Here is a 23,153-nt window from a genome sequence, read left to right as displayed (position 1 = left end):
CCGGGACCACCGGCCGGGCGTTTCGGGATTCCGTCAGCCGCGGACGAGCTGCACCAGGTGGTCGACGGCCTCCGCGACCGGCACCTCGACGCGGTCACCGGACTTGCGGTCCTTGACCTCGACGACGCCGTTCTGCAGGCCGCGGCCGATCACCAGGATCGTCGGGATGCCGACGAGCTCGGCGTCCGCGAACTTCACGCCGGGGCTCGCCTTGCGGTCGTCCAGCAGGACCTTGAAGCCCTTGGCGCTGAGATGCTTCGCGAAGTCCTCACCGGCCTGGACGAGCGTCTCGTCCTTGCCCGCGATGACGACGTGGATGTCGGCGGGGGCGACGTTGCGGGGCCAGATCAGGCCGCGGTCGTCGTGCGACTGCTCGGCGATGGCCGCGACGAGACGCGAGACGCCGACGCCGTACGAGCCCATGGTGATGCGGACGGGCTTGGAGTCCGGTCCGAGGGCGTCGAGCGAGAACGCGTCCGCGTACTTGCGGCCGAGCTGGAAGATGTGACCGATCTCGATGCCGCGCGCGGCGACCAGCACACCCTTGCCGTCGGGCGACGGGTCGCCCTCGCGGACCTCGGCGACGTCGATGACGCCGTCGGGCGTGAAGTCGCGGCCGGCCACGAGGTCGACGACGTGGTGGTCGGCCTTGTCCGCACCGGTGACCCACGCGGTGCCCTTGACGACGCGGGGGTCGGCGAGGAAGCGGATGCCGTTCGCCTGGATCGCGCCCGGTCCGATGTAACCCTTGACCAGGAACGAGTTCTTGGCGAAGTCCGCCTCGTCGACCATCGCGACCTCTGCGGGCTCCATCGCCGCCTCGAGGCGCTTGAAGTCCACCTCGCGGTCGCCGGGGACGGCCACGGCGAGCAGCTCCCAGTCCTTGCCGGGCTGCTTCAGCTTGACCAGGACGTTCTTCAGCGTGTCCGCCGCGGTGAACTTGCGGTCGGTGTTCGCGTTCAGGAAGTCCACCAACGTCTCGATGGTGGGCGTGTTCGGCGTGTGGTGCACCTGCGCCGCGGGCTTGTCGTCGATCGACTGCTCGGCGGGCACCGGCGTCGTGACGGCCTCGACGTTCGCCGCGTAGCCCGACTCGGTGCTGCGCACGAACGTGTCCTCACCCGTCTCGGCGACGGCGAGGAACTCCTCGGACGCGGAGCCGCCCATCGCACCGGACGTCGCCGACACGACCACGTACTCGAGGCCGAGCCTGTCGAAGATGCGGATGTAGGCGTCGCGGTGGTCCTGGTAGGACTTGCTCAAGCCCTCGTCGGTGAGGTCGAACGAGTACGAGTCCTTCATCAGGAACTCGCGGCCGCGCAGGATGCCCGCACGGGGACGCGCCTCGTCGCGGTACTTGGTCTGGATCTGGTACAGCGTGACCGGGTAGTCCTTGTAGGAGCTGTACTCACCCTTCACGGTGAGGGTGAACAGCTCCTCGTGCGTGGGACCGAGCAGGTAGTCGGCGCCCTTGCGGTCCTTGAGCCGGAAGATGTTGGGCCCGTACTCCTCCCACCGGTTGGTCGCCTCGTAGGGCTCCTTGGGCAGCAGGGCGGGGAACTGGATCTCCTGCGCGCCGAACGCGTCCATCTCCTCGCGGACGACGGCCTCGATGTTGCGCAGGACCTTCAGCCCGAGCGGCAGCCAGGAGTATCCGCCCGGCGCGACGCGGCGGACGTAGCCGGCGCGCACCAGCAGCTTGTGGCTGGGCACTTCGGCGTCCGCCGGATCCTCGCGAAGAGTGCGCAGGAACAGCGACGACATCCTGGTGATCACGGTGGGTACTCCTCTTTCACGGCTGTTGGAGCAGCGTACTGGTTGCTCCGGTGCTGGAACCGCAGCGGTATATCTATAGGTACGGCTGATCTTTTTGTGGTGTTCGATCTCCAGTTTCAGGGCCTCTGACCTGCTTGAACCAGAATTGTCAGACCCCCTGAGTAGCGTCCGTCGCATGTCCCTGACGATTGCCATGCTCACCATCGACACCGGCGACGCCCGCAAGCTCGCGGAGTTCTGGACGGCCGCGCTGAACACCACCATCCAGAACGACTGGGGCGAGTTCATCGTCCTCGCGCCGAACACCGAACACGGTCCGGCCCTCGGCATCCAGCAGGTGCCGGACGCCACGCCGGGCAAGAACCGCATCCACTTCGACTCGCACGTGCCGGACCGCAAGGCGGAGGTCGCCAGACTCGTCGCGCTGGGCGCCACCGAGGTCGCGGTGCACAGCGTTCCCGGCATCGTCTGGTCGGTGCTCGCCGACCCGGACGGCAACGAGTTCTGCGTCGGCCAAGCGGGCGAAGAGCTCTAGCTCCCGCTCGGATCGACTTGGGAGCCTCGGGTCGGTCCAGGTCCGTGCCACCTCGAACCCGGCGCGCTCGTGCGTACCGAGCGGACGGGTCGAGTTGGTCGTGCCCGGCAGGGTCGTAGAGCCTTTGTAGCCCTGTGTCGGCCAGGCCGGCGAAGAGCGCTAGCTCAGCTCGACCGCAACCCGTAGTCGATCCACGTCCGAGCCACCTCGAACCCGGCGCGCTCGTACACACCGAGCGCACGGGTCGGGTTGGCCGTGTCCACGGACAGCCCGGCACGGTCGTAGCCCTGCGCCTTCGCCTGAGCCAACGTCCAGCTCAGCAAGGCCGAGGCGACGCCACGCCCGCGGTGCTCCGCGAGGGTGCCGACGTCCCCGATCCACAGTTCGCGGACGCCGGTCAGCTCCTCGACGACCGGGTAGTGCCGTGCGAGCACGAAACCGATCACGGCGCCGTCTTCGAGCGCCAGAAAGGAGGTCTCCGGAACGAACCGCTTGCTGTTGGTGAAGGACGCCGCCCATTCCTCGGGGCTGCGCTCGGTCGAGCCCCAGTGCGCGGCGAAAGCCGCGTTGCACACCTGGCGGACCTCGTCGTCGCGGGCCGGGGAGAACGGCACGATCTCGTAGGCGGACGAGATCGGGACCTGGGCGAGTGACTCGCCCAGTGCCACCTCCAGCTCGTAGAAGTGGCGGTCCGCACTGAAACCGAGTGACTCGGCCAGCGCCACGTGGCCCGCCGAGCGGCTCTCGACCATGGTGGTCGCCACCATGGGCATCGCCGGGTGACGTGCAGCGTGCAGTTCGCGCGCCATCGTGACGAGGCGCGGCAGCAGTTGACGCCCGATGCCGTTGCGGCGGAACTCCGGGTGCACCATCCCGTCGAGGCGGACGCGGTGCGTGCCCACGGGATTGTCCCGCAGCGCGACCAGGCCGTACGCCGCGAGCACGTCGTCCACGAGCACGGCCAGCGACCCGCCTGGCAGGTCCGACTCGGCGAACGACTCGGCGAAGTCCTCTTCGGACAGCAGCTCACCGGTGTCGTCAACCGACTCGGCCGCGCCGTAAAGCGCGGACACCGCCGGGATGTCCGCTGTCGTGAGCGCGCGCCACACGAGTTCCACGTCAACTGAAGCTACGGGGAGGTGATGACCCCAACAACCGAATAACGCGTTGCCCGGACCGGGCCGCCGACGCCATCCTGCGTGCGATGACGACACCGGAGATCGCACCGCTGCACGACGACCTCACGTTCCACGGACCGCTGTCCGAGGAACGGGCCGCCCGCCTGATCCACACGCTGAAGCCGCTCGACGGCGCACACGTGCTGGACGTCGGCTGCGGCTGGGCGGAGTTCCTGTTGCGAGTGCTCGAAGCCGCACCCACCGCCACCGGCACGGGTGTCGACCTCGACGCCACAGCCATCGCGCACGCCCAGGCCAACGCCGAAGCACGAGGCCTTCTGCCGCGTGTCAGCCTGCAGGTGGCCGACGTCGCCCAGTGGCAACCCGACAGGCCGGTCGACGTCGTCGTGGTCAACGGCGCCAGCCAGGTGTGGGGCGGAGACCCGTTGCAGCACACGGCGAACGCGCTCACCGCGGCGAGGCAACTGCTGCGCGCGGGCGGGAAGCTGTTGCTGGGTGAGGGTTTCTGGGAACGCGAGCCGACCGAGGAGCAGCTCGCGGCGATGCCGGTCCCACGCGACCAGTACAGCTCACTGGCCGACCTGGTGGACCTCGCTCACACGCACGGGTACCGCATGCTCGCGGTGGAGCAGGCGAGCCTCGACGAGTGGGACGTGTTCGAGAACGGGCACGGCCTGGCGTGGGAACGCTGGTTGCGCGACAACCCGGACTCTCCGCACGCCGAGGAGATCCGCGCGAAGGCCGACAGACATCGCAACTTCCGTCTGCGCGGGTGGCGCGGCACGCTGGGTCTCGCGTACGTGACGCTGCAGGCTCCCTAGAGAACCGACCGGGCTCGAGCCCCCCGGATCAAGAGCCGGGCGGTCCATCACTGAGCTAGGTGTTCCACGCCTTCCCGCCGGGTCCGGTTGATCTCCTCGCCCGCGAACGCCGCGAACTCCAGCACCGGGATCGGGTCGTCGTCGGCGGCGACGGCGCCCCGGTCCACTCCGAACAGGAAGCGGGCCGCGGCCACCTGAGGGCGCAGCCGCGCGTCGAGCGACCTGAAGAGCGCGGTCCACTGCGGCCACGCGTACAGAGGACGACGCAGGTCCAGCGGTTTTCGGGCCTTGGCCTACCCTTTCCACCGTGCTGGTGCTGCTTCCCCCGTCGGAGACCAAGGCGATCGGCGGCGAGGGTGCGCCGCTCGACCTCGACGCGCTGTCGTTCCCCGAGCTGAACCCGGTCCGCGACAAGCTGGTGTCCGCGCTGGCCGACCTCGCGAAGGACGTCCCGGCGAGCCTCAAGGCGCTCGACATCTCCGAGCGCCAGGTCGACGAGGTGCACCGCAACGCGGCACTGCGCACGTCCGAAACGACGCCCGCGCTTCTGCGCTACACCGGCGTGCTCTACGACAACCTGGACTTCCCGTCGCTCAAGAAGGCCGAGCGCGAGCGGGCCTGCGAGCGGCTGGCGGTCGCATCGGCGCTGTTCGGGGCGATCCGCGGCGGGGATCCGGTGCCCGCGTACCGGCTGTCGGGCGGCAGTACGCTGCCGTCCCACGGCAGTCTGCGCACGTTGTGGAAGCCGGCGCTGGAGCCGGTGCTCAAGGAGGCCGACGAGTTCGTCGTCGATCTGCGTTCCGGCGCGTACTCGAGCCTCGCGAAGATCCCGCACGCCGTCGTCGTGCGGGTGATCACGAGCGAGGGCAAGGTCGTGAGCCACTTCAACAAGGCCCACAAGGGTCTGCTCGCGCGTGCCATCGCGAAGAGCAGGACAGCGCCGAACGACCTGAAAGGCCTGGTCAGGCTCGCGGAGAAGGCCGGGATGCGGCTCGAGCCGACCGGCGAGAAGACCGCCGACCTGATCACTGATTAATTCGGTTGCGGGCCCGGCGGGAGGCCGGGCAAGCTTCAGCTCGCCGAAGTTCGGCGTGAGGGACGAGGAGGTGCGAGATGTCAGAGCCTGTCTTTGGACGTGGCACCGCGATCGCGACCCGTCCTTCCGCCCTTCGCGCCTGATCAGCATCGTTTGATCGCAGAGCGCCTGTGGGGCGGTCACCCTCACCTTCCGGGAGACCCCACCGTGCGCGAGCACGATCTTTTCGAACGTTACGAATCTGCTTTCGATGGCGCCGACGACACCATGCGGCGCAAGGGAAAGCGCACCAACAAGACCCGCGACGACGCGGAACCGACGCGTCGCGGCCGCATGACGGAAGAAGAAAAACTGCGGGTCTCGCGAGTGCGCGAAGACCAGCTCAGCACGGCGGACACCCCCGAGGACGGCGATCGCTGGTCCACGTGGGGCGACGCCGACCAGGGCCCCAAGCCCCACCCGGACTGGCTCGTCACCGAGCTGGCCGCGGTGGACCGCGAGCTGGGCATCGTGAAGACCGGCAAGGAGGCGGACGTCTTCCTGCTGGAACGCGCGATGGGCGAGAAGGCGTGCCTGCTCGCCGCCAAGCGCTACCGCAGCAACGACCACCGGATGTTCCACCGCGACGCGGGATATCTGGAGGGTCGCAGGATGAAGAAGTCCCGCGAGATGCGGGCCATCCAGAACCGCACCGCGTTCGGGCGCAACCTGATCGCGGAGCAGTGGGCGGTCGCGGAGTTCGCCGCGCTCGCCAAGTTGTGGCAGATCGGCGCACCCGTGCCGTATCCCGTGCAGCGCAGCGGCACGGAGCTGCTGCTGGAGTTCATCGGTGACGACGAGGGCAACGCGGCACCGCGGCTCGCGCAGGCCCGTCCGGAAGAGGACGAGCTGCTCGACCTGTGGCGTCAGCTGGTCGGCACGTTGATGACGCTCGCGGAGGCGGGCGTCACGCACGGCGACCTGTCCGCGTACAACCTGATGGTCCACGACAGCAGGCTGATCATGATCGACCTGCCGCAGGTGGTCGACCTCGTCGCGAACCCCCGCGGTGTGGAGTTCCTCGACCGCGACGTCCGCAACATCAGCGAGTGGTTCGCCTCGCGCGGCCTCCCGCCGGAGATCGCCGACCCGTCCGCGCTGGTGGCAACGCTGCTGGACGTGGCGGGCATGGGGTGAGTCACGTTGCGCGTCCGGCCGTGTCCAACGACACTGCCGGGCGCGCAGGGCGTGGCCATTGATCAGCTAGACTGTGCTGTACACCGATGAAGGCTTGACGGCCGTTGACCGGTGTTTCCACCCACTCATCAGCGGCGTGACCATCACGCCGGGCCCGTCCTTGTGATCGGCACCGCGGTAGCGCGCGGGGCAGCCTCGAGACGTGCCATGTCCCGGAGGTTTGTTTTGCCATCAATGTCCGAAGGTCGTTCCGAGCGCTCTTTCAGCCGCGGCAAGCCGCGGCGCCGCTCGGGCCGCCAGGGCAACTCCCGTCCGCAAGCGCGGATCGAGGAGCCGATCGTCGCCGAGGTCTTCGAGAGCACGCTGCCGGAAGGCCCGCTGCCCTCGTTCGCCGAGCTCGGCCTGGCTGACGCGCTGATCAAGTCGCTCGTCGCCAACGAGATCACCGAACCGTTCCCGATCCAGGCAGCCACCCTGCCCGACGCGATGTCGGGGCGTGACATCCTCGGCCGCGGCCAGACCGGCTCCGGCAAGACGCTCGCGTTCGGTCTCGCCATGCTGACCCGCCTCGCGAGCGGCAGGTCCGTGCCGCACAAGCCGCGCGGCCTGATCCTGGTCCCGACCCGTGAACTGGCGATGCAGGTGGAGACGGCGCTCATGCCGCACGCCCGCTCGCTGAACCTGTGGTGCCGCACGATCGTCGGTGGCACGTCGTTCCCGCGCCAGATCGATCACCTGCGCCGCGGCGTCGACCTGCTGATCGCCACGCCGGGCCGCCTGTCCGACCACGTCCGCCAGGGGACCTGCGACCTGGGTCAGGTCGAGATCACCGCGCTGGACGAGGCCGACCAGATGGCGGACATGGGCTTCATGCCCCAGGTCCGCGCGATCCTGGACCTGACCCCGCAGGACGGCCAGCGCCTGCTGTTCTCCGCGACGCTCGACGGCGACGTGGACAAGCTGGTCCGCCAGTACCTGCACAACCCGGTGACGCACTCGGTGGCCCCGGCCACCGCCAGCGTCACGACGATGGAGCACCACCTGCTGTTCGTGTCCGCTGAGGACAAGCAGAACGTGGTGAACGAGGTGGCCGCACGCGAGGGCCGCACGATCATGTTCGTGCGCACCAAGCACCACGTGGACCGCCTGGCCAAGAAGCTGCGTTCGATGGGCGTCAACGCGGGCGCGCTGCACGGCGGCAAGGCGCAGAGCGCGCGCACCCGCGTGCTCGGCGAGTTCCGCGAGGGCACCACTCCCGTCCTCATCGCGACGGACGTGGCGGCTCGCGGCATCCACGTCGACGACGTCTCGCTCGTCGTCCACGTCGACCCGCCTGCCGACCCGAAGGACTACCTGCACCGCGCAGGCCGCACGGCTCGCGCCGGCCAGTCCGGCACGGTCGTCACGCTGGTCACCCACGACCAGCGCCGCGCGGTCCAGGGCATGGCCGCCCGTGCGGGCATCCGCCCGGAGAGCACGAAGGTGCGCCCCGGTGACGAGGACCTGATCCGCATCACCGGCGCCCGCATCCCGACCGGCGAGCCGATCATCGAACGCGAGAAGCCGGCCCGTCGTGGCGGTGGCGGCGGCGGTCGTCGTTTCGGCGCTCCTGCCGCCGGTGGTCGCGGTGAGTACCGCGGCGGTTCCGGTGGTCGTCGCTCCGAGGGCGGCGAGTTCCGCAGCGGCCCGCGCCGCTCGGAGCGCTCCGAGGGCGGCCGAGCTTTCGGCCGGACCGAGCGCACCGGTCGTCCGCGCAGGGCACCGCAGCACTGATCTGATCGGATCTGACAAGGCTGAAGGCCGTCTCCCGCAACGGAGGCGGCCTTCAGCCTTTCGGACAACGGCTACGGACTCGATCTGTTTCTCGTTGTGCGAGCAGGCCTTTGGTGCTGCCCGCCGCTGGGCGGCCGTCGCGTCCCATGGCCGGCCGGACTTGTGGAAGCGCGCATCTGCGGTGTGCGACGTGACCGCACCGATGGGCGGATCGGTTGCGCCGGTGGTTCGTCCCGGCGCGCGAAGGGTTCGCGTGGTTCAGCCTCTTGTGCCGCGAGCTTGTCGAGGAGGGCGGCCCGGCGGGCTGCGGTCTCATGTCGTTCGGCGAACATTCCCTTCAGCGCGTCATCGAGATCCTGGAAGCGCTTGGTCGCGTCATCGGGTCCGCGGTCCGAGCTGATCATTCGTTCCTCCTCCCGCTGATCGTGCTGGGTTCAACGGGCTTCGCTCGTCCTGTCAGCTGGCGAAGCCTGCGTCGGCCGCGGCTGATACGTTGCTTGACCACGTCGGTGGACACCTCGGTGATCTCAGCGATTTCGGCGTTGGCAAAGCCCTGAGCGGCGAGGACCACGGCTTCCCGATGTTCCACGGGGAGCTTCGCGAGCGCACGGAACGTTTCCGCTGCCTCCAGGGCGATCTCGGGTTCAGCCCAGGCTCTTTGACGAAAGTCGAGGCCACGCAGGCGTTCGTCGTATCGCTTGTTCGCAGACAGCACCTTGATCACTACACGGCGGGTGACCGCGTAGAGCCATGCGCGTTCGTTTTCGACGGTCTTGGCGTCCGCCTTACGACTGAGCAGTGCGAGGATGGCCTCATCGGCGACATCCTCGGCCTCTGTCGGCGTACATCCGAGTTTGTACGCATGGGCGGCCAGTTCATCGGCGTACCGATCGAGCAGGGCGAGGGCACGCACACGGCGCACGGCCTCACCGGCTCTGTTGTCACTCACGTCGTCTCCGGCTCCGGCGAAGGCTGGATGTAGATCAGCAACCGGGAACCGTCGGCCTTCTGGTCGTCCACCGTGCTGCGGTCAGGCAAGTTGCGCAGCACCTCGACGTAGGTCGTGCGGCGTTCCCGCTCCGCCAGCGTGCCGGCCCTGATGTCGAGCACCTTGTCGAGCCATCCGATCACCAACTGTTACCTCCGTGTCCGTTCTTACGACAATGAGTGCAACGCAGGGCGAAACGGTGACAAAAGATCTTGAAAGCTGAAGGCCGCCTCCCCCACCGGGGCAAGCGGCCTTCGTCGTGTCAGGTTGTGAACCAGCTACCCACCTACGTGCTCACTTCGGGGGCGCGGCCTTGAACGTCCACTTGGCAGCGTCACCGGAGCACGACGCCGCCGTCACCTTGCCGGACGCGTCCCGGTAGCACTTGGTGTTGTGCTGCATGTCCGAGATGGTCTTGTTCGGGTTGATGGACCACTGCTGGGCCGGTCCCCCGTCGCACTTCTTCAGCACGACCTTGCCCGAGGACAGAGTGGTGCACTGCTGGGGCGTCCCCTGCTCCATGAAGGCGCCGTGGAACTTGAACTGCTGAGACGCGGAGCCGTTGCAGGTGGCCGTCGTCAGCTGCGAGCCGGAAGCACCGCCCTGGAGGCACTTGCCGGTGGAGACGTTCTTGTACTCGCCGTTGGTGGTCTTGGGCTTCGCGCCGCCGTAGCACTCGCCGGTCGAGGTGTTGAAGATCGGCGTCGGGTCGACGGTCAGGTTCGACGGCGGGTTGATGATGGTCTCTTCCATCACGGGCTTGCCGTCGGCGTGGTAGTTCGTCAGCGCGTCTTCGCAGTCGATGACGTTCATGGCGTTGCCGCCCTTGCCGCCGACCCAGGCGTCGAAGTGCCAAAGACGAGGGCCGCCGTTGGGGCCGTTGCCGTTCCAATCCTGCTCACACGAGGAACAGGAGTCCTCCATGATGAAGTACTTCTTCACCCGCGGGAAATAGATCTTCGTGCCCGGCTTGGCTTCCTTGCTGGACGTCGCGAACGTGATCGGGTCCGACCAGGTTCCCTTGCCGCCGGCCTTGCTGTGGATCTGCGGGTAGGCGATGTCACCACCAGGCGGCGTGTTGTCGTACCAGCCGTAGAAGGTCCAGAAGACCTGTTGGGATGCCGCGCTCGCAGGTGATGAAGCGAACAAACCGGACATCATGAGCAAAATGCCTGCCGCCAAAGACAGGGCGCGTTTCATGCGTGCCTCCGCAGGAACCGGTGGACTGAGGCGGCGTGACTGCAGAGTCCACCGGTCGGGCGGCTTTTGTAAAGAAACTTATCTAACTATTTGCTGACGCAATGCCCGCGACAGGGCCGACCACGATGATCGCGGGAGGACGAACCTCCCACTTCTCCATGTCGGCGGCCAGGGAGTCCAAAGTGGAGCGGAACACGCGCTGAGATGCCGTGCTGCCTTCCTGAATCACGGCAACGGGCGTCGAAGCGGGACGGCCTTCCATCAACGCCGCGGCGAACGCACCGGCACGTTCGACCGCCATCATCAGCACGACGGTGCCCTTCAGGCGTGCGATCGCGGACCAGTCCACGAGAGAACGCGGGTCATCCGGTGCAACGTGACCCGAGACGACGACCACCTCGTGCGCCACACCTCGGTGCGTCACCGGCACACCGGCCAGAGCAGGCACACCAAAGGCCGACGTCACGCCCGGCACCACGGTGACCGGAATGCCGGCCTCGGCGCACGCCAGCAGCTCCTCGAAGCCCCGCCCGAAGACGTACGGGTCGCCGCCCTTCAACCGGACGACGAACTTCCCCTCCTTGGCGCGGTCGATCAACGTCTGGTTGATGAACTCCTGCGTCGCCGCGCGGCCGTACGGGATCTTCGCCGCGTCCACGACCTCGACGTGCGCCGGCAGGTCCTCCAGCAGCTCGCGCGGTGCCAGCCGGTCGGCGACGACCACGTCCGCGTGGGCCAGCAAACGCTTGCCCTGCACGGTGATCAGCTCCGGATCGCCCGGACCGCCGCCCACCAGGGCCACGCCCGCAGGCTTCAAAGCCTGGTCGGCGATGCGCCCGTCGCGCAACGCCGCCACGAGCCCGTCCCGCACGGCGGCCGACCGGCGGTGCTCGCCACCCGCGAGCACGCCGAGCACGAGCCCGTCGTGCGTGCCGACGGCCGGTGTCACGGCCGTGCCCTCGACGGCGATGTCCGCGCGCACGCAGAACACCCGCTGTGCCAGCGCCTCGTCGCCGATCTGCGTGTTCACCTCGACGTTGGACGTGCACGCCACCACGTACCAGGCGCCCTCGACGTCACCCGGCTGGAACCGCCGCTGGTGCCACGTCAGTTCCCCCGCGTCGACCATGCCCTGCACGGCGGGCGTGACGGACGGCGACACGAGTTCGACGGCGGCGCCGCTGGCGATCAGGCGAGGCAGGCGGCGTTGCGCGACCGTGCCTCCACCGACCACGAGGACGCGCCGGCCCCGCAGGTCGAGGCCGGCCAGGTAGTGCTGTTCAAAGGGCATGCGTAGAAGCATCCACACCGGACACGCCGTGTCCAGCCGAAGGGAACATGGTCACAGCCTCAGTAGCTCGAAAGAGGTGGCCAGAGTGCCGCCGAACCGCTGGCCCACCATCTCAGCCATGCTCCGCAGGAACGGCTCCGGGTCGGCCATGTCCCCGCTCAGCGCAGCCAGATAGGCCTTGTGCGCGCGCAGCGATTCGACCGATGCGTCGAACGAGTCGGCGATGTCCACGGCGTGCGTCGCCAACGGCGAGGACGCCGCCGCCACGTACTTGACGCCGTTCCACGGCTCCAGCCCCAGGTCCTGGAAGATCCACCGGTTGCCCGCGTCCCGCACCGCGTCGACGGTGGCACGCCCGACCGCGATGTGGTCCGCCATGTTCAGGCCGCCACCGGGCCACGTCTCGCGGAAGTTGCCGGTGATCACGACCTCGGGCTTGTGCCGGCGGATCGCCGCCGCGATGTCGCGGCGCAACGGCACGCCGTACTCGATCACACCGTCCGGGTGGTCCAGGAACTCGACTTCCGTCACGCCGACGGCCGCGCAGGACGCGATCTGCTCCTCGACGCGCAACGGTCCGCAGACGGCCGGTTCCATCGTGTCGATTCCGGCCTCGCCACGGCACGCCAGCAGGTATGCGATCTTCTTGCCTTGAGCGGTCCAACGCGCGATTGCGCCCGCGCCGCCGTATTCCATGTCGTCGGGGTGAGCGACGACGACCAGCGCGCTCGACCAGTCCTCCGGCACAGCTTCGAGATCAGCCATGCCCGCAGGATCGCTTGATCCTGCGGGCATGGCAACCGAGCGTGCTACAGCTGAGCAGTGATCACCGAGTAGTACGGCGCGATGCGGCCGTACACGCCGGGGTAGCCGGCTGCGGCACAACCGCGGCCCCACGACGTGTCACCGATGAGCTTGCCACCGAACACCAGCGGGCCACCGGAGTCGCCCTGGCAGGTGTCCACGCCACCCTGCGGGAAGCCCGCGCACACCATGGAGGTGTTGCTGTACTGCGAGTACGCGGTCTTGCAGGTCGAGTCCGAGGTCAACGGCACGTTGGCCTTCAGCAGGTACCGGGAGGCGGAGCCACCCGACGACGTGGTGCCCCAGCCGAGGATCAACGCGGAGTTGCCCGCGGTGTAGAGCGCGGTGTCCTGCGGCGTGGCGAGCGGCAGGGTTGCCGAGCTGATGTTGCGGTCCAGCGTCAGCACGGCCACGTCGTAGCCGGCGGTCGCGGTGGTGTAGCTCGGGTGCACCCAGATCTTGGTCACGTTCGCGACCGTGCCCGCGGTGCTCTGCTTGTCGTCACGGCCGTGCACGACGCGCGTGCTGGCCGGCGTGCGGCCCTTCACGCAGTGCGCGGCGGTGACGACCTTGTTGGCCTTGGTCAGCGTGCCTCCGCAGAACTGCGATCCGGAGGTGGAGGCGAGGTAGACGACCCACGGGTACGTCGACGTGCTGGCCCGCGTGCCACCGACGATCATCGGTGAGACGTCGGCGTTGGCGGCCGGGGCGATGAAGAAGATGCTCGCAAGAGCGGACACCACGACGGACACGATCAGGCGATGCAGGGTTTTCGCCATGTAGCCAGTCCTTCCCGATGACACTGTGTGTGCAGGGTGTCGAGCGGCGGCACACACAGCGTCACGGGCGCGGAATCAATCGCACAACCCGCCACTAGTCGTTACGGGTGGTTTGACAGTTGACTAGACGCAGCGGTCCCGTACTCCGGGAACAACAATGACGTCGGCTTCGACCGGATCGTCCAGCGTAGGTCCGGCTCCGAAAGCAACGAGCGCGACAGCCGCACCGCGCGAGGCCAAGTCGCACGCACCCTCGTAGCGGACCTCGGTTCCGGAACGCAGGAGCGGCCCGACGGCATCGATCGCCTCGGGGGTGCCCACCACGAACGCCGCGCGCCTGATCTCCGCCTCCGCACGGGGCGTGCGTTCCTCCGCCGAGCCCGGCCCGAGGCCGACGAGCGCGAGCCGCCCGCGTGGCAGCACCCGTGCCGCGGCCACGGTCACGTTGTCCCGCTTGAACTTCTCGGCCGCCAGCTCCACCGGTGCACCGTGCGCGAGCATCTGCGCGCCGCGCAACGCCGCTGCCTCGGCGACGCTCGCGGTGCGCTCGGCGTTCGAGGTCAGCTACGCCGAACTCGGATCTCCTGCCGTGGCACAGGTTTTCCGCCTGATCGGCCTCCTGGACGGCCCGACTTCGCGGTCGCGGCCGCACGGGCGCTGACCGACGTGCCGGACGTCGAGGAGCTGCTCGCCGAGCTCGCCGCCGCCCATCTCGTCGAGGAACCGGTACCCGGTCGCTTCGCGCTGCACGACCTGCTGCGGTTGTTCGCGCGGGAACGCTGCCGTGGCTCGGAGTCGTCCGAGGAACGGTCGCTGGCACTGGAACGCGTGCACAAGCACTACCTGGAAGCCTTGGCGGACAACCCCGCCGACCTCTGGCTCGCCGAAGAGCGCGACAACCTGATCGCCGCCGCCCACCAGGCCTCACCGGCCGACGCGATCGCGTTCGCCGCCGGCCTGTCCTGGTACTTCCGCCGCCGCTCCGAGGTGGCGGACTGGGCCGCGCTGAACACCCTCGCCCTGGAAGCCGCCCGGTCGCTGGGCGACGTCCGCGCGGAAGCGCTGGCGCTGAAGGAACTCGGTGCCGCCTGCGAGCGCGGCTTCAAGTTCGCCGAGGCCCAGCAGCACTGGACGGCCGCGCTCGCGCTGGCCCGCTCGTTGAGCGACCGCCAGCTCGAAGCCGTGACCCTCAACAACCTCGGCATCGTGCACTGGCGCCGCCGCGACCTGCCCGCCGCGGTCACCTCGCTGGAAGCGTCGCTGACGTTGCGCGAGAAGCTGGACGATTCCCAGGGCGCGGCTTACGTCCGGACCAACCTGGGGCTGGTGCACGCGGCGCTGGGTGACCTGCCGGCCGCGTTGGTGTGTTACGAGGAGACCCTGACGACGTTCCGCGCCTGTGGCGACCGTTCTGGCGAGCTGCACGCGCTGGCGAACATGGTCGACGCCCATCGTCAGCTCGGTTCGCTGGACCGGGCGCTGGAGCTGGCGGAGGAAGCGCTGCAGCTCGCGCGTTCGGTGGGGGACAGGCAGATCGAGGCGGGGGTGCTGCTCGACCGCGGCATCGTCCACGAGCTCGCCGGCTGCCCTGAGAAGGCCAGGGAGTCTTACGGCGAGGCCGTCAGGTTGTCGCGGCGGATCGGGTTCCGGTGGGGCGAGTCGGAAGCGTCGCGGCGACTGGCGGCGCTGGACGCGTGACGATCGGCTGTGGCCAGGTCATCGAGCATAGGTGTGGATCTCCGTCGCTTTCAGGGAGACCCACAGCGTGTCACCGGGCTGCAGTCGCAGCTCGGCCACAGTGGCGGTGGTGATGTCGGCCAGCACGGCGGGGGAGCCGGCGAGATCGACGCGGGTGGTGTGGGCGTGTTGCTCGATGCCGGAAACGACGGCCTGCCACGTGTTCCGCGGGCTTCCCGCGGGTTTGGCGGGGAACAGGCTCACCGCGGACGGCGGGAACACCACGTGCACCGGACCTTCAGAAGGCTCTGCGATCGTGAGCGTGCCGCCGCCGTCGAGACGCACCTCGGTGCCGGAAGCGACGCCCCGGTAGAAGTTGAGGCCGACGAGGTGGGCTACGTAGTCGGTGCGCGGCTGCCGGACGACTTCGCGCGGCGTGCCCTGCTGGACCACGCGGCCGTCCTCCAGGATGACGATCCGGTCCGCGAGCACCATGGCGTCCAACGGGTCGTGGGTGACCAGGAGCGTGTGACCTGGGTAGTTCTGGAGGTGCCTGCCCAGTTCGGAACGCACGCGCAGCCGGGTGGTGGCGTCCAGCGCTGCCAGTGGTTCGTCGAGCAGCAGCAGTTCCGGTGACGTGGCGAGTGCGCGGGCGAGGGCGACGCGCTGGGCCTGGCCGCCGGAAAGCGTGCGGGGCTTGGCCCTGGCGAACTCGGCCAGGCCGACCTGCCGCAAGCCTTCCAGTGCGATGACGTTGGCCTCGGCCTTGCGGGTGCCGCGAGCGCGCAGGCCGAACGCGACGTTGTCGAGCGCGCTCATGTGCGCGAAGAGCAGGTAGTCCTGGAACACCACGCCGATCGGGCGTTTCTCGGCGGGCAGATCGTCCCAAGTGGACTCGCCGACGCGGACACGGCCACCGGTCAGCAGTCCGGCGAGCGCGCGCAGGGCGGTGGTCTTGCCCGCACCGTTGGGGCCGAGCAGTGCCACGACCTCGCCCGGCTCGATCGCGAGGTCCAGTTCGAGCGTGAAGTCGTCGCGCTGGACGCGGAGCTCTGCGTGCAGGGTCATGCGCGGATCCACTTGTCGCGCAGGCCGGCCAGCACGGCGACGGACACCAGGAGCAGCACGATGCTGAGCACGATGGCGGCGTCCGGGTCGGTCTCCAGCGCCAGGTAGACGGCGAGGGGCATGGTCGTCGTCCTGCCGGGGAAGTTGCCGGCGAACGTGATCGTCGCGCCGAACTCGCCGAGCGCGCGGGCCCAGCACAGCACGGTTCCCGCCACCACCCCCGGCATGATCCCCGGCAGGGTCACACGGCGGAACGTCAGCCAGCGCGAGGCCCCGAGCGTCGCGGCGGCCTCCTCGTAACGCGGGTCGGCGGCCCGCAGGGCTCCCTCGACCGAGATGACCAGGAACGGCATCGCGACGAACGCCTCGGCGAGCACGACTCCCGTTGTGGTGAACGGAAGTGAGACGCCGAACCACTGGTCGAGGTACTGGCCGACCAGCCCTCGCCGCCCGAGCACCAGCAGCAGTGCCACGCCACCCACCACCGGGGGCAGGACCAGCGGCACCGTCACCAAGGCGCGCAGCAACCCACGACCGGGCAGGTCGCTGCGCGCGAGCAGCCACGCGAGTGGCACGCCGAGAACGAGACAGACGATCGTGGCGAGCGACGCGCAGATCAACGAGAGTTGCAGCGCCTGCCCGACTTCGGCGCTGAAGAGCTGCGAGGGCAAGGTCGCCCATGGCGTCTCGACGAGCAGGCCCGCCAGCGGCACGAGCAGGAAGGCGAGCCCTGCCACCGCAGGCAGGACCAGGACGACCGGCAGCCTCGACCTCACGGCGCCGCGAACCCGGCTTCGGCCAGCACCTCGCGGCCCTTCGCGGACAGCACGTGGTCGACGAAAGCCTGGGCAGCGGTGGCGTTGGGCGCCTTGGCCAGCGGTGCGATCGGGTAGTCGTTGACCGCGCTCGAAGCCTCCGCGAAGTCCTGGCCCTCGACCTCGTCACCGGCCGCCTTGACGTCCGTGCGGTAGACGAGCGCCGCGTCGACCTCGCCCAGTGACACCTTGGTGAGCGCGGCCTTCACGTCCTGCTCCAGCGTGTCCGGCGCGGCCGTGATCCCGGCTGCCTCGAACGCCTTCTTCGACGCCGCGCCGCACGGCACCTGCTCCGCGCACAACGCGATCTTCAGGTCGGCCTTGGCGAAGTCCGCGAGACCCGTGATCTTGCCGGGGTTGCCCTTGGGGACCACGATCTGCAGCGTGTTCTTCGCGAACGTCGCCGGCGAGGCCGTGATCGCCCCGGTGTCGGTCACCTGCTTCATGTTCGACGGCGCCGCGGACGCGAACACGTCGGCGGGCGCGCCGCGGTTGATCTGCTGCGCGAGCGCCGAGCTGCCCGCGAAGTTGAACGTGACCTTCGAACCGGGGTTCGCGGCCTCGAACTCCTTGCCCAGCTTCTGGAACGACCCGGTCAGCGACGCCGCCGCGAACACCGTGATCTCCCCGGTGACACCCGTGCCGGGCTGGTGCTGAGACCCGCATCCCGCGAGCACCAGGGTGGCCGCCACCGCGAGGACCCTCCTCAACTCAGGCCTCCGGGATCTCGACGACGACGTGGGTGGACTTGATGGAGGCAACGGCGACACTGCCCACCTCGAGGCCCAGCTCGTCCGCGGACTCGCGGCTCATCAGCGACGTGATGCGGAACGGCCCTGCCTGCATGTCGACCTGGGCCATGACCCCGTCCTTGATGACACGGGTGACGATGCCCTTCATCCGATTGCGAGCCGAAGCCGCCACCGTCACACCGGGCTCGGTCACCTCGGTCATCTTCTGGGCGAACGCGGCGAGCTCCGTCCCGCTGACGCCCTTGCGCCCGTTGTCGAGCACGACGGACTCCAGGCGTCCCTGGTCTATCCACCGGCGCAGGGTGTCGTCACTGACCCCGAGCAGCGCGGCGGCCTCGCTGATCCGCAGATTCGGCACGAACGGCAGCTTATAACCGCGTCTGCGGAACTCTCAACCGCGAAAGTCCTAGGTGTCGGGGGAACCCGACTTATCGGTGGCGTCTCACCTCGTGACCATCGGCGCTTCGCATCACCGCCGATGCTCATAGGGGAGCCGTCAGTCATGCACGTGAGGGTCGTAGCCGCTGTCCTCCTGCTGGTCACCGGATGTGCCGCCGAGCAGAAGAGAGGTCCCAGCGGCGAACCCGTCAGGATCGGATACCTCAACAACGCGTCCGGCGCGTTCGCCGTGCCGGAGCTGCAAACCGGTGCCGAGGTCGCCGTCGCCCACCTCAACCGCAAGGGCGGCCTCAAAAACCGTCCGTTCGAGCTCGTCACCTGCCCCACGGACGGCACGCCCGAACAGTCGGAGAAGTGTGCCGAGAAGTTCGTCGGCGAGAACGTCGAAGTGGTCGTGCAGGGTGTGGACACCGGGGCCGACGCCGCGATGCCCAAGCTGAACGAGGCCGGCATTCCGCTCGTCGGGCACGTTCAGTTCACGCCAGGCCTGATGAACCACAAGAACGCGTTCTTCTTCGGTGCCGCCGCCGTCGCGTACGGCACGGCGGCGCTGAAGTACTACGCCGACCAGGGCGTGAAGACGGTGGCCTGGCTGCTGCCCGAGTCGCCGACGACGCACGCCTTCACCGACACCGTGCTCACCCCGGCAGCCAAGCGGTTCGGCCTCGGCTACCGCTCGGTCTACTACCCCGCGGACAACCCCGGTTGGGAGAGCCTGGCCAGGACCGTCGCCACCGCGGAAGCCTCCGGCAGCATCGCCGCCACCGAGGACCAGTGCACGCACATGGTCCGTGCGCTGCGGGAAGCCAGTTACGACGGGCGGATCCTCGCGGCGTCGTGCACCGGGCTGCCCAGGTCCGTCGGGAACCAGTCGATCGGCGTCGAGCTGTCCTCCGACTTCTGGCACCCCACCGACCCGCTGTCCGCGCCGCCAGCCAACCAGGAGGAGATCGAGGAGTACCGGCAGGCCATGAAGGACGCCGGCCACGACGAACCCGTTGCGGGAGCGGTGGTGTCGTTCGCGGACATGATGACGCTCGCGCGGGTGCTGTCCACTTCGGACGGTACGCCCGAGCAGGCCCTGCGTGCCGTGAAGGACCTCGACAGCTTCCTCGGGCCGCAGATCACCTGCGACCACGCGTGGTTCGGCAACTCGGCGTGCAGCACCGCCGTGCTGTTCTACCGGTTCCAGCCGAACGGGGCGCTCAAGGCTCAGATCCCGGACTTCATCGAGGTCTCCAAGCTCGGGTAACCTGTCGAATTGAAGACTTCTTCAATTCGACAGGTTGTGGTGTCGTGAACGAGTTCAGGGACAACCTGCTGGCCCGCATCGAGCAGGCGGAAGAGGCCGTGCGCCTGGCGGTGGAACGGCAGGACGCGTACGCCGCCGAGGTGCACGGCGCCGACCTCGCGAACCTCAGGCGGCTCGCCGACGAGCACGGGGTGAAGTGACCGTGCCCGTTCCGCTGTACCAGGCGAAGGCCGACTTCTTCCGGATGCTCGGGCATCCGGTGCGCATCCGCGTGCTGGAGCTGCTCCAGGACGGGCCGAAGGCGGTGCGCGACCTGCTCGTCGAGATCGACGTGGAGGCCTCGAACCTCTCCGCCCAGCTCGCCGTCCTGCGCAGGTCCGGGATCGTCACGGCCACCCGCGAGGGCTCGACCGTGGTGTACGCCCTCGCCGGCGGTGACGTGGCCGAACTGCTCAGAGCCGCCAGACGCATCCTGACCGAACTGCTGGCCGGGCAGAACGAGCTGCTGCTCCAGCTCCGCGCGGAACCGGTGTGAGCGTCCTGCCCTAAACGTGCCCGGCGACGCGGTGCGGCTCGTACGCCGACTCGAGGAGCTTCACCTCGTCCTCGGTCAGCTCGAAGTCGAGAGCCGCCACCGCGTCGCCGAGCTGCGCGGGCTTGGTCACGCCGACGATCGGGGCCGTCACGACGGGATTGCGCAGCAGCCACGCCAGCGCGACCTGGGCCCGTGACACGCCACGGGCGGCGGCGACCGCGGCCACCTGCTCGACGATCGCGCGGTCAGAGTCGACGTACAAAGTGGACCCGAACTCGTCGGTCTCGGTACGGGCGGTCGTGGCGTCCCAGTCGCGGGTCAGCCGGCCGCGGGCCAGCGGGCTCCACGGGATCACCGCGATGCCCTGGTCCGCGCACAGCGGCAGCATCTCGCGCTCCTCCTCGCGGTAGAGGAGGTTGTAGTGGTTCTGCATCGACACGAACCGCGTCCAGCCGTTCTGGTGCTGCGTGAACAACGCCTTGGCGAACTGCCACGCGTACATGGACGAGGCGCCGATGTAGCGCGCCTTGCCGGACTTCACCACGTCGTGCAGCGCTTCGAGCGTCTCCTCCAGCGGGACGGTCTTGTCGAAACGGTGGATCTGGTACAGGTCCACGTGGTCCGTGCCCAGGCGGCGCAACGAGTTGTCGATCTCGGTGAAGATCGCCTTGCGGGACAGCCCTGCGCCGTTCACGCCCTCGCGCATGCGGCCGTGCACCTTGGTGGCGAGCACGATCTCCTCGCGGCGCGCGAAATCGCGAAGTGCGCGGCCGGTGATCTCCTCCGAGGAACCGGCGGAGTAGACGTTCGCGGTGTCGAAGAAGTTGATGCCGGCTTCGATCGCTGCCTTGATGAACGGCCGGGACTCCTCCTCCGGCAAGGACCACGCGTGGTTGCCCAGCGACGGATCCCCGTAGCTCATCATGCCGAGACAGATCTCCGACACGTCCATGCCGGCGAGCTTGGTGTAACGCACGGTCAGGCCCCTCAGGAAAACGATGATCACGGTCGGGTGATGGTGGCGACAACCTGTTCAACATCAACGTAGTCCCGCTCGCCGGATCGTGCCCCTCTTTGACACGAGAGTGGCAACCGGACATGCGCACCTGACCAGCAGGTTTAGCTTCTTTCCCTGGGGTCTGAGAGGAACGCGCATGGTGAGCATCGACGTGGTCGCGGCGCCGCGGGACGTGCTGGAGCGGACCCGTGCCACGGTCGAACCACCGCTCCACGCCGCGCTGGCCGACCTTCCTGACGAAACCCACGAGGTGATCCAGTACAGCCTCGGGCAGCAGGACTTCTCGACCGCCGCGCTCGCCCTGCTCTCCGCGGAGACGATCGGCGACGCCACCGAGGCGATCAGGGTGGCCGTCGCGCTGGAACTCGCGCACCTGCACGAACAGTTGCACGCGGACCTCCTGACCCGCGCTGTCAGCAGGGGCCGTCAGCCGAGCGCGTTGGTGGAGTTCGGCGACGACAGGGCGGTATCTGCGGCGGACGCTTTGGTTTCGCTCGCCTTCGCACGGCTCACGAAACCAGAGGTGATGATCCTCAACGCCACGTTGTTGTCCGTTGTGGACGGTTATGTCCAGGAAATCGAGATGGACGAACGAGACGACGTCGACCTGACCGAACATCTGGGCGTGGCGGCGGCGAAGCACTCGGCGCTCACGGCGTGCGCGTGCGAGCTGGGTGCACTGGCCGCGGGCGCGAGCAGCAGCCAGGCCGGCCACCTCAGGGAGTTCGGCGACGACATCGGCCTGGCGCGCAAGCACGTCGACGACGTTCTGGCCATCTGGGGCGGCGCCGCGATCAGCGGCAGGCCGCTGCACCACGACCTCGCGCGCCGCCGTCGCACCCTCCCTGTCGTGGCGGCGATCGACGCAGGCACCGACGTGTACTCCTTCGATGCGGAACCCCGCGAACTGGCCGACCTCGTCGAGCGGGCGGGCGGCCGGAAGTGGTGCGAGCAGCAGGCGGAACTGCTGCTCGCCCGCGCCCTCAACCACCTGCGGCAGGTGAAACCGAGGGCGCGGGCGGCGGACGAGCTGTTCGGGCTCGCCAGGGAGGTCACGACCGCCAGGTGTGCGTGGGCTCGAACCCCAGCACCCGTCGTGCCTTCTCAATCGACAGCAGCGTCTCGTGAGGACCGAACTCCCGCTTGAGCGGCACGCCGGGGTAGACCTTCGCGACGAGCTCGTCGTTCGGCGTCGTCATGCACGTGTCGGCGTTGGCGATGATGAACACGTCAAAGCCCGTGGCGTCGTGCGCGAGCGCCTTGCGCACGGCCTGCGCACCGTCCCGTGCGTCGATGTACGACCAGAGGTTCCACTTGCGCGCGAGCGGGTCGGCGTCGAACGGGAAGCGCTCGTAGTCGTGCGGCTCCATGACGTTCGAGAACCGCAACCCGATGATCTTCATCTCGGGCTCCCACCGGCAGAACTGCTGGGCGAGCGTCTCGTCGACGAGCTTGCCCAGCGAGTACGACGTCTCCGGACGCCCCGCGTACTCCTCGTCGATGGGGATGTACGGCGGGGGAGTGTCGAACGGCAGTCCCAGCACCGTCTCGCTGGACGCCCACACCACGTTGCGTACGCCGGCCAGCCGTGCCGCGGCGAACACGTTGTAGGTGCTCGTCACGTTGTTGTGGAACGTCTTCGCGTTGGGCGCAACGCCCGGACCCGGAATCGCCGCCAGGTGCACGACGGCGTCCAGTCCGGCGTACCTGTCGTCGATGCCGCTGACCGCCTCCACGACCTGGCCGTAGTCGGTCAAATCGACCCGCGTGAACTCGCATCCCTGACCGGCCGGAGGGGTGGCCTGGTCGAGGTTGTGGACCTCCCAGCCGTGCTCCAGCAGGTCGGCCACGACGGCACGCCCGAGCTTGCCGCTGCCTCCGGTCACCACGACGCGTTGAGTCATGGGGCAGATAGTGCCTCACCGTGACCGGTAGGACCGCCTGTCGAGACGGGCTACGGGCGCAGGACGAGTTTTCCGCCGGCGTGGCCGCTCGCGCTCAGCTCCTGTGCCTTGCCGGCGTCGGCCAGTGGAAGGCTCTGCGCGACCCGCACTCCGAGCTTGCCGTCCGCCGCGAGGCGGGCGTACTCGGCGAGCTCGGCGCCGAACGGGCGGCCGCCGCTGGAAAAGGTGACGCCCACCTCGGCGGCACGGGGATCGGCGATGGTGACGATCCGATCGGTGCCGCCGCGCAGCTCGATCGACACCTCCAGATCGCCCTGGCCCGCGGCGTCGTACACGGCGCCGACGCCCTGCGGTGCGGCGGCGCGGACCCGTGCGGCGAGGCCGTCACCGTAGGCGACCGGGATCGCGCCGAGGG

27 protein-coding genes are annotated in these 23,153 nt (G+C 68.8%); 10 read left to right on the top strand and 17 right to left on the bottom strand.

The features are described from left to right. Window positions 1-33: 33 nt before the first annotated feature. Window positions 34-1,776, bottom strand: coding sequence for a proline--tRNA ligase (locus FXN61_RS20080; protein ID WP_167975590.1), 1,743 nt, complete (start codon window positions 1,774-1,776; stop codon window positions 34-36). A gap of 175 nt (window positions 1,777-1,951) precedes the next feature. On the opposite strand from FXN61_RS20080, the gene FXN61_RS20075 reads away from it, so the two are divergent. Beyond that, window positions 1,952-2,311 (top strand): VOC family protein, encoded by a 360-nt coding sequence (locus tag FXN61_RS20075; RefSeq protein WP_167975589.1) that lies wholly within the window; start codon window positions 1,952-1,954, stop codon window positions 2,309-2,311. Between the two features lie 164 nt (window positions 2,312-2,475). On the opposite strand, the gene FXN61_RS20070 is transcribed toward FXN61_RS20075, so the two are convergent. Further along, on the bottom strand, window positions 2,476-3,429 hold the full coding sequence (locus FXN61_RS20070; protein ID WP_167975588.1) for a GNAT family N-acetyltransferase: 954 nt from the start codon (window positions 3,427-3,429) through the stop codon (window positions 2,476-2,478). A gap of 86 nt (window positions 3,430-3,515) precedes the next feature. On the opposite strand from FXN61_RS20070, the gene FXN61_RS20065 reads away from it, so the two are divergent. Then, on the top strand, window positions 3,516-4,271 hold the full coding sequence (locus tag FXN61_RS20065; RefSeq protein WP_167975587.1) for an SAM-dependent methyltransferase: 756 nt from the start codon (window positions 3,516-3,518) through the stop codon (window positions 4,269-4,271). Between the two features lie 47 nt (window positions 4,272-4,318). Here the strand turns inward: FXN61_RS20065 and FXN61_RS20060 are convergent, their stop codons facing one another. Continuing rightward, a complete protein-coding gene (locus tag FXN61_RS20060; protein ID WP_167975586.1) occupies window positions 4,319-4,465 on the bottom strand; it encodes a hypothetical protein in 147 nt (48 codons plus the stop codon). Between the two features lie 113 nt (window positions 4,466-4,578). Between FXN61_RS20060 and yaaA the strand changes: the two genes are divergently transcribed. The 3 genes from yaaA to FXN61_RS20045 all read left to right on the top strand — a co-directional run bounded on the left by yaaA (window position 4,579) and on the right by FXN61_RS20045 (window position 8,256). Continuing rightward, complete coding sequence (gene yaaA, locus FXN61_RS20055; RefSeq protein WP_167975585.1) at window positions 4,579-5,307, top strand: peroxide stress protein YaaA; 729 nt, start codon at window positions 4,579-4,581, stop codon at window positions 5,305-5,307. 207 nt (window positions 5,308-5,514) lie between these two features. Continuing rightward, window positions 5,515-6,483: a serine protein kinase RIO gene (locus FXN61_RS20050; protein ID WP_376770687.1), complete on the top strand. Its 969-nt coding sequence runs from the start codon at window positions 5,515-5,517 to the stop codon at window positions 6,481-6,483. A 234-nt stretch (window positions 6,484-6,717) separates the two neighbouring features. Further along, window positions 6,718-8,256 carry a DEAD/DEAH box helicase gene (locus FXN61_RS20045; RefSeq protein WP_167975583.1) on the top strand — a complete coding sequence of 513 codons (1,539 nt, stop codon included), beginning with the start codon at window positions 6,718-6,720 and terminating at the stop codon, window positions 8,254-8,256. A gap of 400 nt (window positions 8,257-8,656) precedes the next feature. On the opposite strand, the gene FXN61_RS20040 is transcribed toward FXN61_RS20045, so the two are convergent. The 7 genes from FXN61_RS20040 to FXN61_RS20010 all read right to left on the bottom strand — a co-directional run bounded on the left by FXN61_RS20040 (window position 8,657) and on the right by FXN61_RS20010 (window position 13,798). Then, the gene (locus FXN61_RS20040; RefSeq protein ID WP_167975582.1) at window positions 8,657-9,205 is read right to left on the bottom strand and encodes an RNA polymerase sigma factor; all 549 of its coding nucleotides are present in this window, start codon (window positions 9,203-9,205) and stop codon (window positions 8,657-8,659) included. Continuing rightward, window positions 9,202-9,387 carry a hypothetical protein gene (locus FXN61_RS20035; RefSeq protein ID WP_167975581.1) on the bottom strand — a complete coding sequence of 62 codons (186 nt, stop codon included), beginning with the start codon at window positions 9,385-9,387 and terminating at the stop codon, window positions 9,202-9,204. The genes FXN61_RS20040 and FXN61_RS20035 overlap by 4 nt, the downstream gene beginning before the upstream one ends. A gap of 151 nt (window positions 9,388-9,538) precedes the next feature. Continuing rightward, complete coding sequence (locus FXN61_RS20030; RefSeq protein ID WP_167975580.1) at window positions 9,539-10,444, bottom strand: RICIN domain-containing protein; 906 nt, start codon at window positions 10,442-10,444, stop codon at window positions 9,539-9,541. A gap of 82 nt (window positions 10,445-10,526) precedes the next feature. After that, complete coding sequence (gene cobA / locus FXN61_RS20025) at window positions 10,527-11,735, bottom strand: uroporphyrinogen-III C-methyltransferase (protein WP_167975579.1); 1,209 nt, start codon at window positions 11,733-11,735, stop codon at window positions 10,527-10,529. 51 nt (window positions 11,736-11,786) lie between these two features. Then, window positions 11,787-12,500 carry a PIG-L deacetylase family protein gene (locus tag FXN61_RS20020; RefSeq protein ID WP_167975578.1) on the bottom strand — a complete coding sequence of 238 codons (714 nt, stop codon included), beginning with the start codon at window positions 12,498-12,500 and terminating at the stop codon, window positions 11,787-11,789. Between the two features lie 44 nt (window positions 12,501-12,544). Continuing rightward, on the bottom strand, window positions 12,545-13,318 hold the full coding sequence (locus FXN61_RS20015) for a S1 family peptidase (protein ID WP_167975577.1): 774 nt from the start codon (window positions 13,316-13,318) through the stop codon (window positions 12,545-12,547). 123 nt (window positions 13,319-13,441) lie between these two features. Continuing rightward, on the bottom strand, window positions 13,442-13,798 hold the full coding sequence (locus FXN61_RS20010) for an SAM-dependent methyltransferase (protein ID WP_167975576.1): 357 nt from the start codon (window positions 13,796-13,798) through the stop codon (window positions 13,442-13,444). Window positions 13,799-13,807: 9 nt separating this feature from the next. On the opposite strand from FXN61_RS20010, the gene FXN61_RS20005 reads away from it, so the two are divergent. Next, complete coding sequence (locus FXN61_RS20005) at window positions 13,808-15,016, top strand: tetratricopeptide repeat protein (protein ID WP_167975575.1); 1,209 nt, start codon at window positions 13,808-13,810, stop codon at window positions 15,014-15,016. 18 nt (window positions 15,017-15,034) lie between these two features. On the opposite strand, the gene FXN61_RS20000 is transcribed toward FXN61_RS20005, so the two are convergent. Genes FXN61_RS20000 through FXN61_RS19985 form a run of 4 tightly spaced genes read right to left on the bottom strand, consistent with a single transcriptional unit; the run spans window position 15,035 to window position 17,988 of the window. Further along, a complete protein-coding gene (locus FXN61_RS20000; protein WP_167975574.1) occupies window positions 15,035-16,063 on the bottom strand; it encodes an ABC transporter ATP-binding protein in 1,029 nt (342 codons plus the stop codon). Next, entirely contained in the window at window positions 16,060-16,839 is a 780-nt protein-coding gene (gene modB, locus FXN61_RS19995) for a molybdate ABC transporter permease subunit (protein WP_167975573.1), read from the bottom strand. The genes FXN61_RS20000 and modB overlap by 4 nt, the downstream gene beginning before the upstream one ends. Next, window positions 16,836-17,570, bottom strand: a complete 735-nt coding sequence (gene modA / locus FXN61_RS19990) for a molybdate ABC transporter substrate-binding protein (protein ID WP_312877868.1) — start codon at window positions 17,568-17,570, stop codon at window positions 16,836-16,838. Before modA ends, modB begins: the two co-directional genes overlap by 4 nt. Window positions 17,571-17,589: 19 nt before the next feature. Further along, window positions 17,590-17,988, bottom strand: a complete 399-nt coding sequence (locus tag FXN61_RS19985) for a TOBE domain-containing protein (RefSeq protein WP_167975571.1) — start codon at window positions 17,986-17,988, stop codon at window positions 17,590-17,592. 144 nt (window positions 17,989-18,132) lie between these two features. Between FXN61_RS19985 and FXN61_RS19980 the strand changes: the two genes are divergently transcribed. The 3 genes from FXN61_RS19980 to FXN61_RS19970 are packed head-to-tail and all read left to right on the top strand — an operon-like array spanning window position 18,133 to window position 19,816. Beyond that, window positions 18,133-19,281: an ABC transporter substrate-binding protein gene (locus FXN61_RS19980; RefSeq protein WP_167975570.1), complete on the top strand. Its 1,149-nt coding sequence runs from the start codon at window positions 18,133-18,135 to the stop codon at window positions 19,279-19,281. Window positions 19,282-19,325: 44 nt separating this feature from the next. Further along, entirely contained in the window at window positions 19,326-19,481 is a 156-nt protein-coding gene (locus FXN61_RS19975) for a hypothetical protein (protein ID WP_167975569.1), read from the top strand. Between the two features lie 2 nt (window positions 19,482-19,483). After that, window positions 19,484-19,816, top strand: a complete 333-nt coding sequence (locus FXN61_RS19970; RefSeq protein ID WP_167975568.1) for an ArsR/SmtB family transcription factor — start codon at window positions 19,484-19,486, stop codon at window positions 19,814-19,816. 10 nt (window positions 19,817-19,826) lie between these two features. Here the strand turns inward: FXN61_RS19970 and FXN61_RS19965 are convergent, their stop codons facing one another. Next, on the bottom strand, window positions 19,827-20,792 hold the full coding sequence (locus FXN61_RS19965) for an aldo/keto reductase (RefSeq protein WP_312877869.1): 966 nt from the start codon (window positions 20,790-20,792) through the stop codon (window positions 19,827-19,829). 178 nt (window positions 20,793-20,970) lie between these two features. Between FXN61_RS19965 and FXN61_RS19960 the strand changes: the two genes are divergently transcribed. Further along, window positions 20,971-21,981 (top strand): polyprenyl synthetase family protein, encoded by a 1,011-nt coding sequence (locus tag FXN61_RS19960; protein WP_167975567.1) that lies wholly within the window; start codon window positions 20,971-20,973, stop codon window positions 21,979-21,981. Here FXN61_RS19960 and FXN61_RS19955 read toward each other — a convergent pair. After that, the gene (locus tag FXN61_RS19955; protein ID WP_167975566.1) at window positions 21,887-22,738 is read right to left on the bottom strand and encodes an NAD-dependent epimerase/dehydratase family protein; all 852 of its coding nucleotides are present in this window, start codon (window positions 22,736-22,738) and stop codon (window positions 21,887-21,889) included. The two genes, FXN61_RS19960 and FXN61_RS19955, sit on opposite strands and share 95 nt — an antisense overlap. Before the next feature lie 50 nt (window positions 22,739-22,788). Then, window positions 22,789-23,153 (bottom strand): zinc-binding dehydrogenase (locus tag FXN61_RS19950; protein WP_167975565.1); only part of this gene is annotated, 365 nt, incomplete at its 5' end.

The organism is Lentzea indica, assembly GCF_012184385.1.
Lineage (GTDB): Bacteria > Actinomycetota > Actinomycetes > Mycobacteriales > Pseudonocardiaceae > Lentzea > Lentzea indica.
The sequence above is the reverse complement of the archived record's forward strand: the minus strand, read 5'-3'. Positions and strand labels throughout refer to the sequence as shown.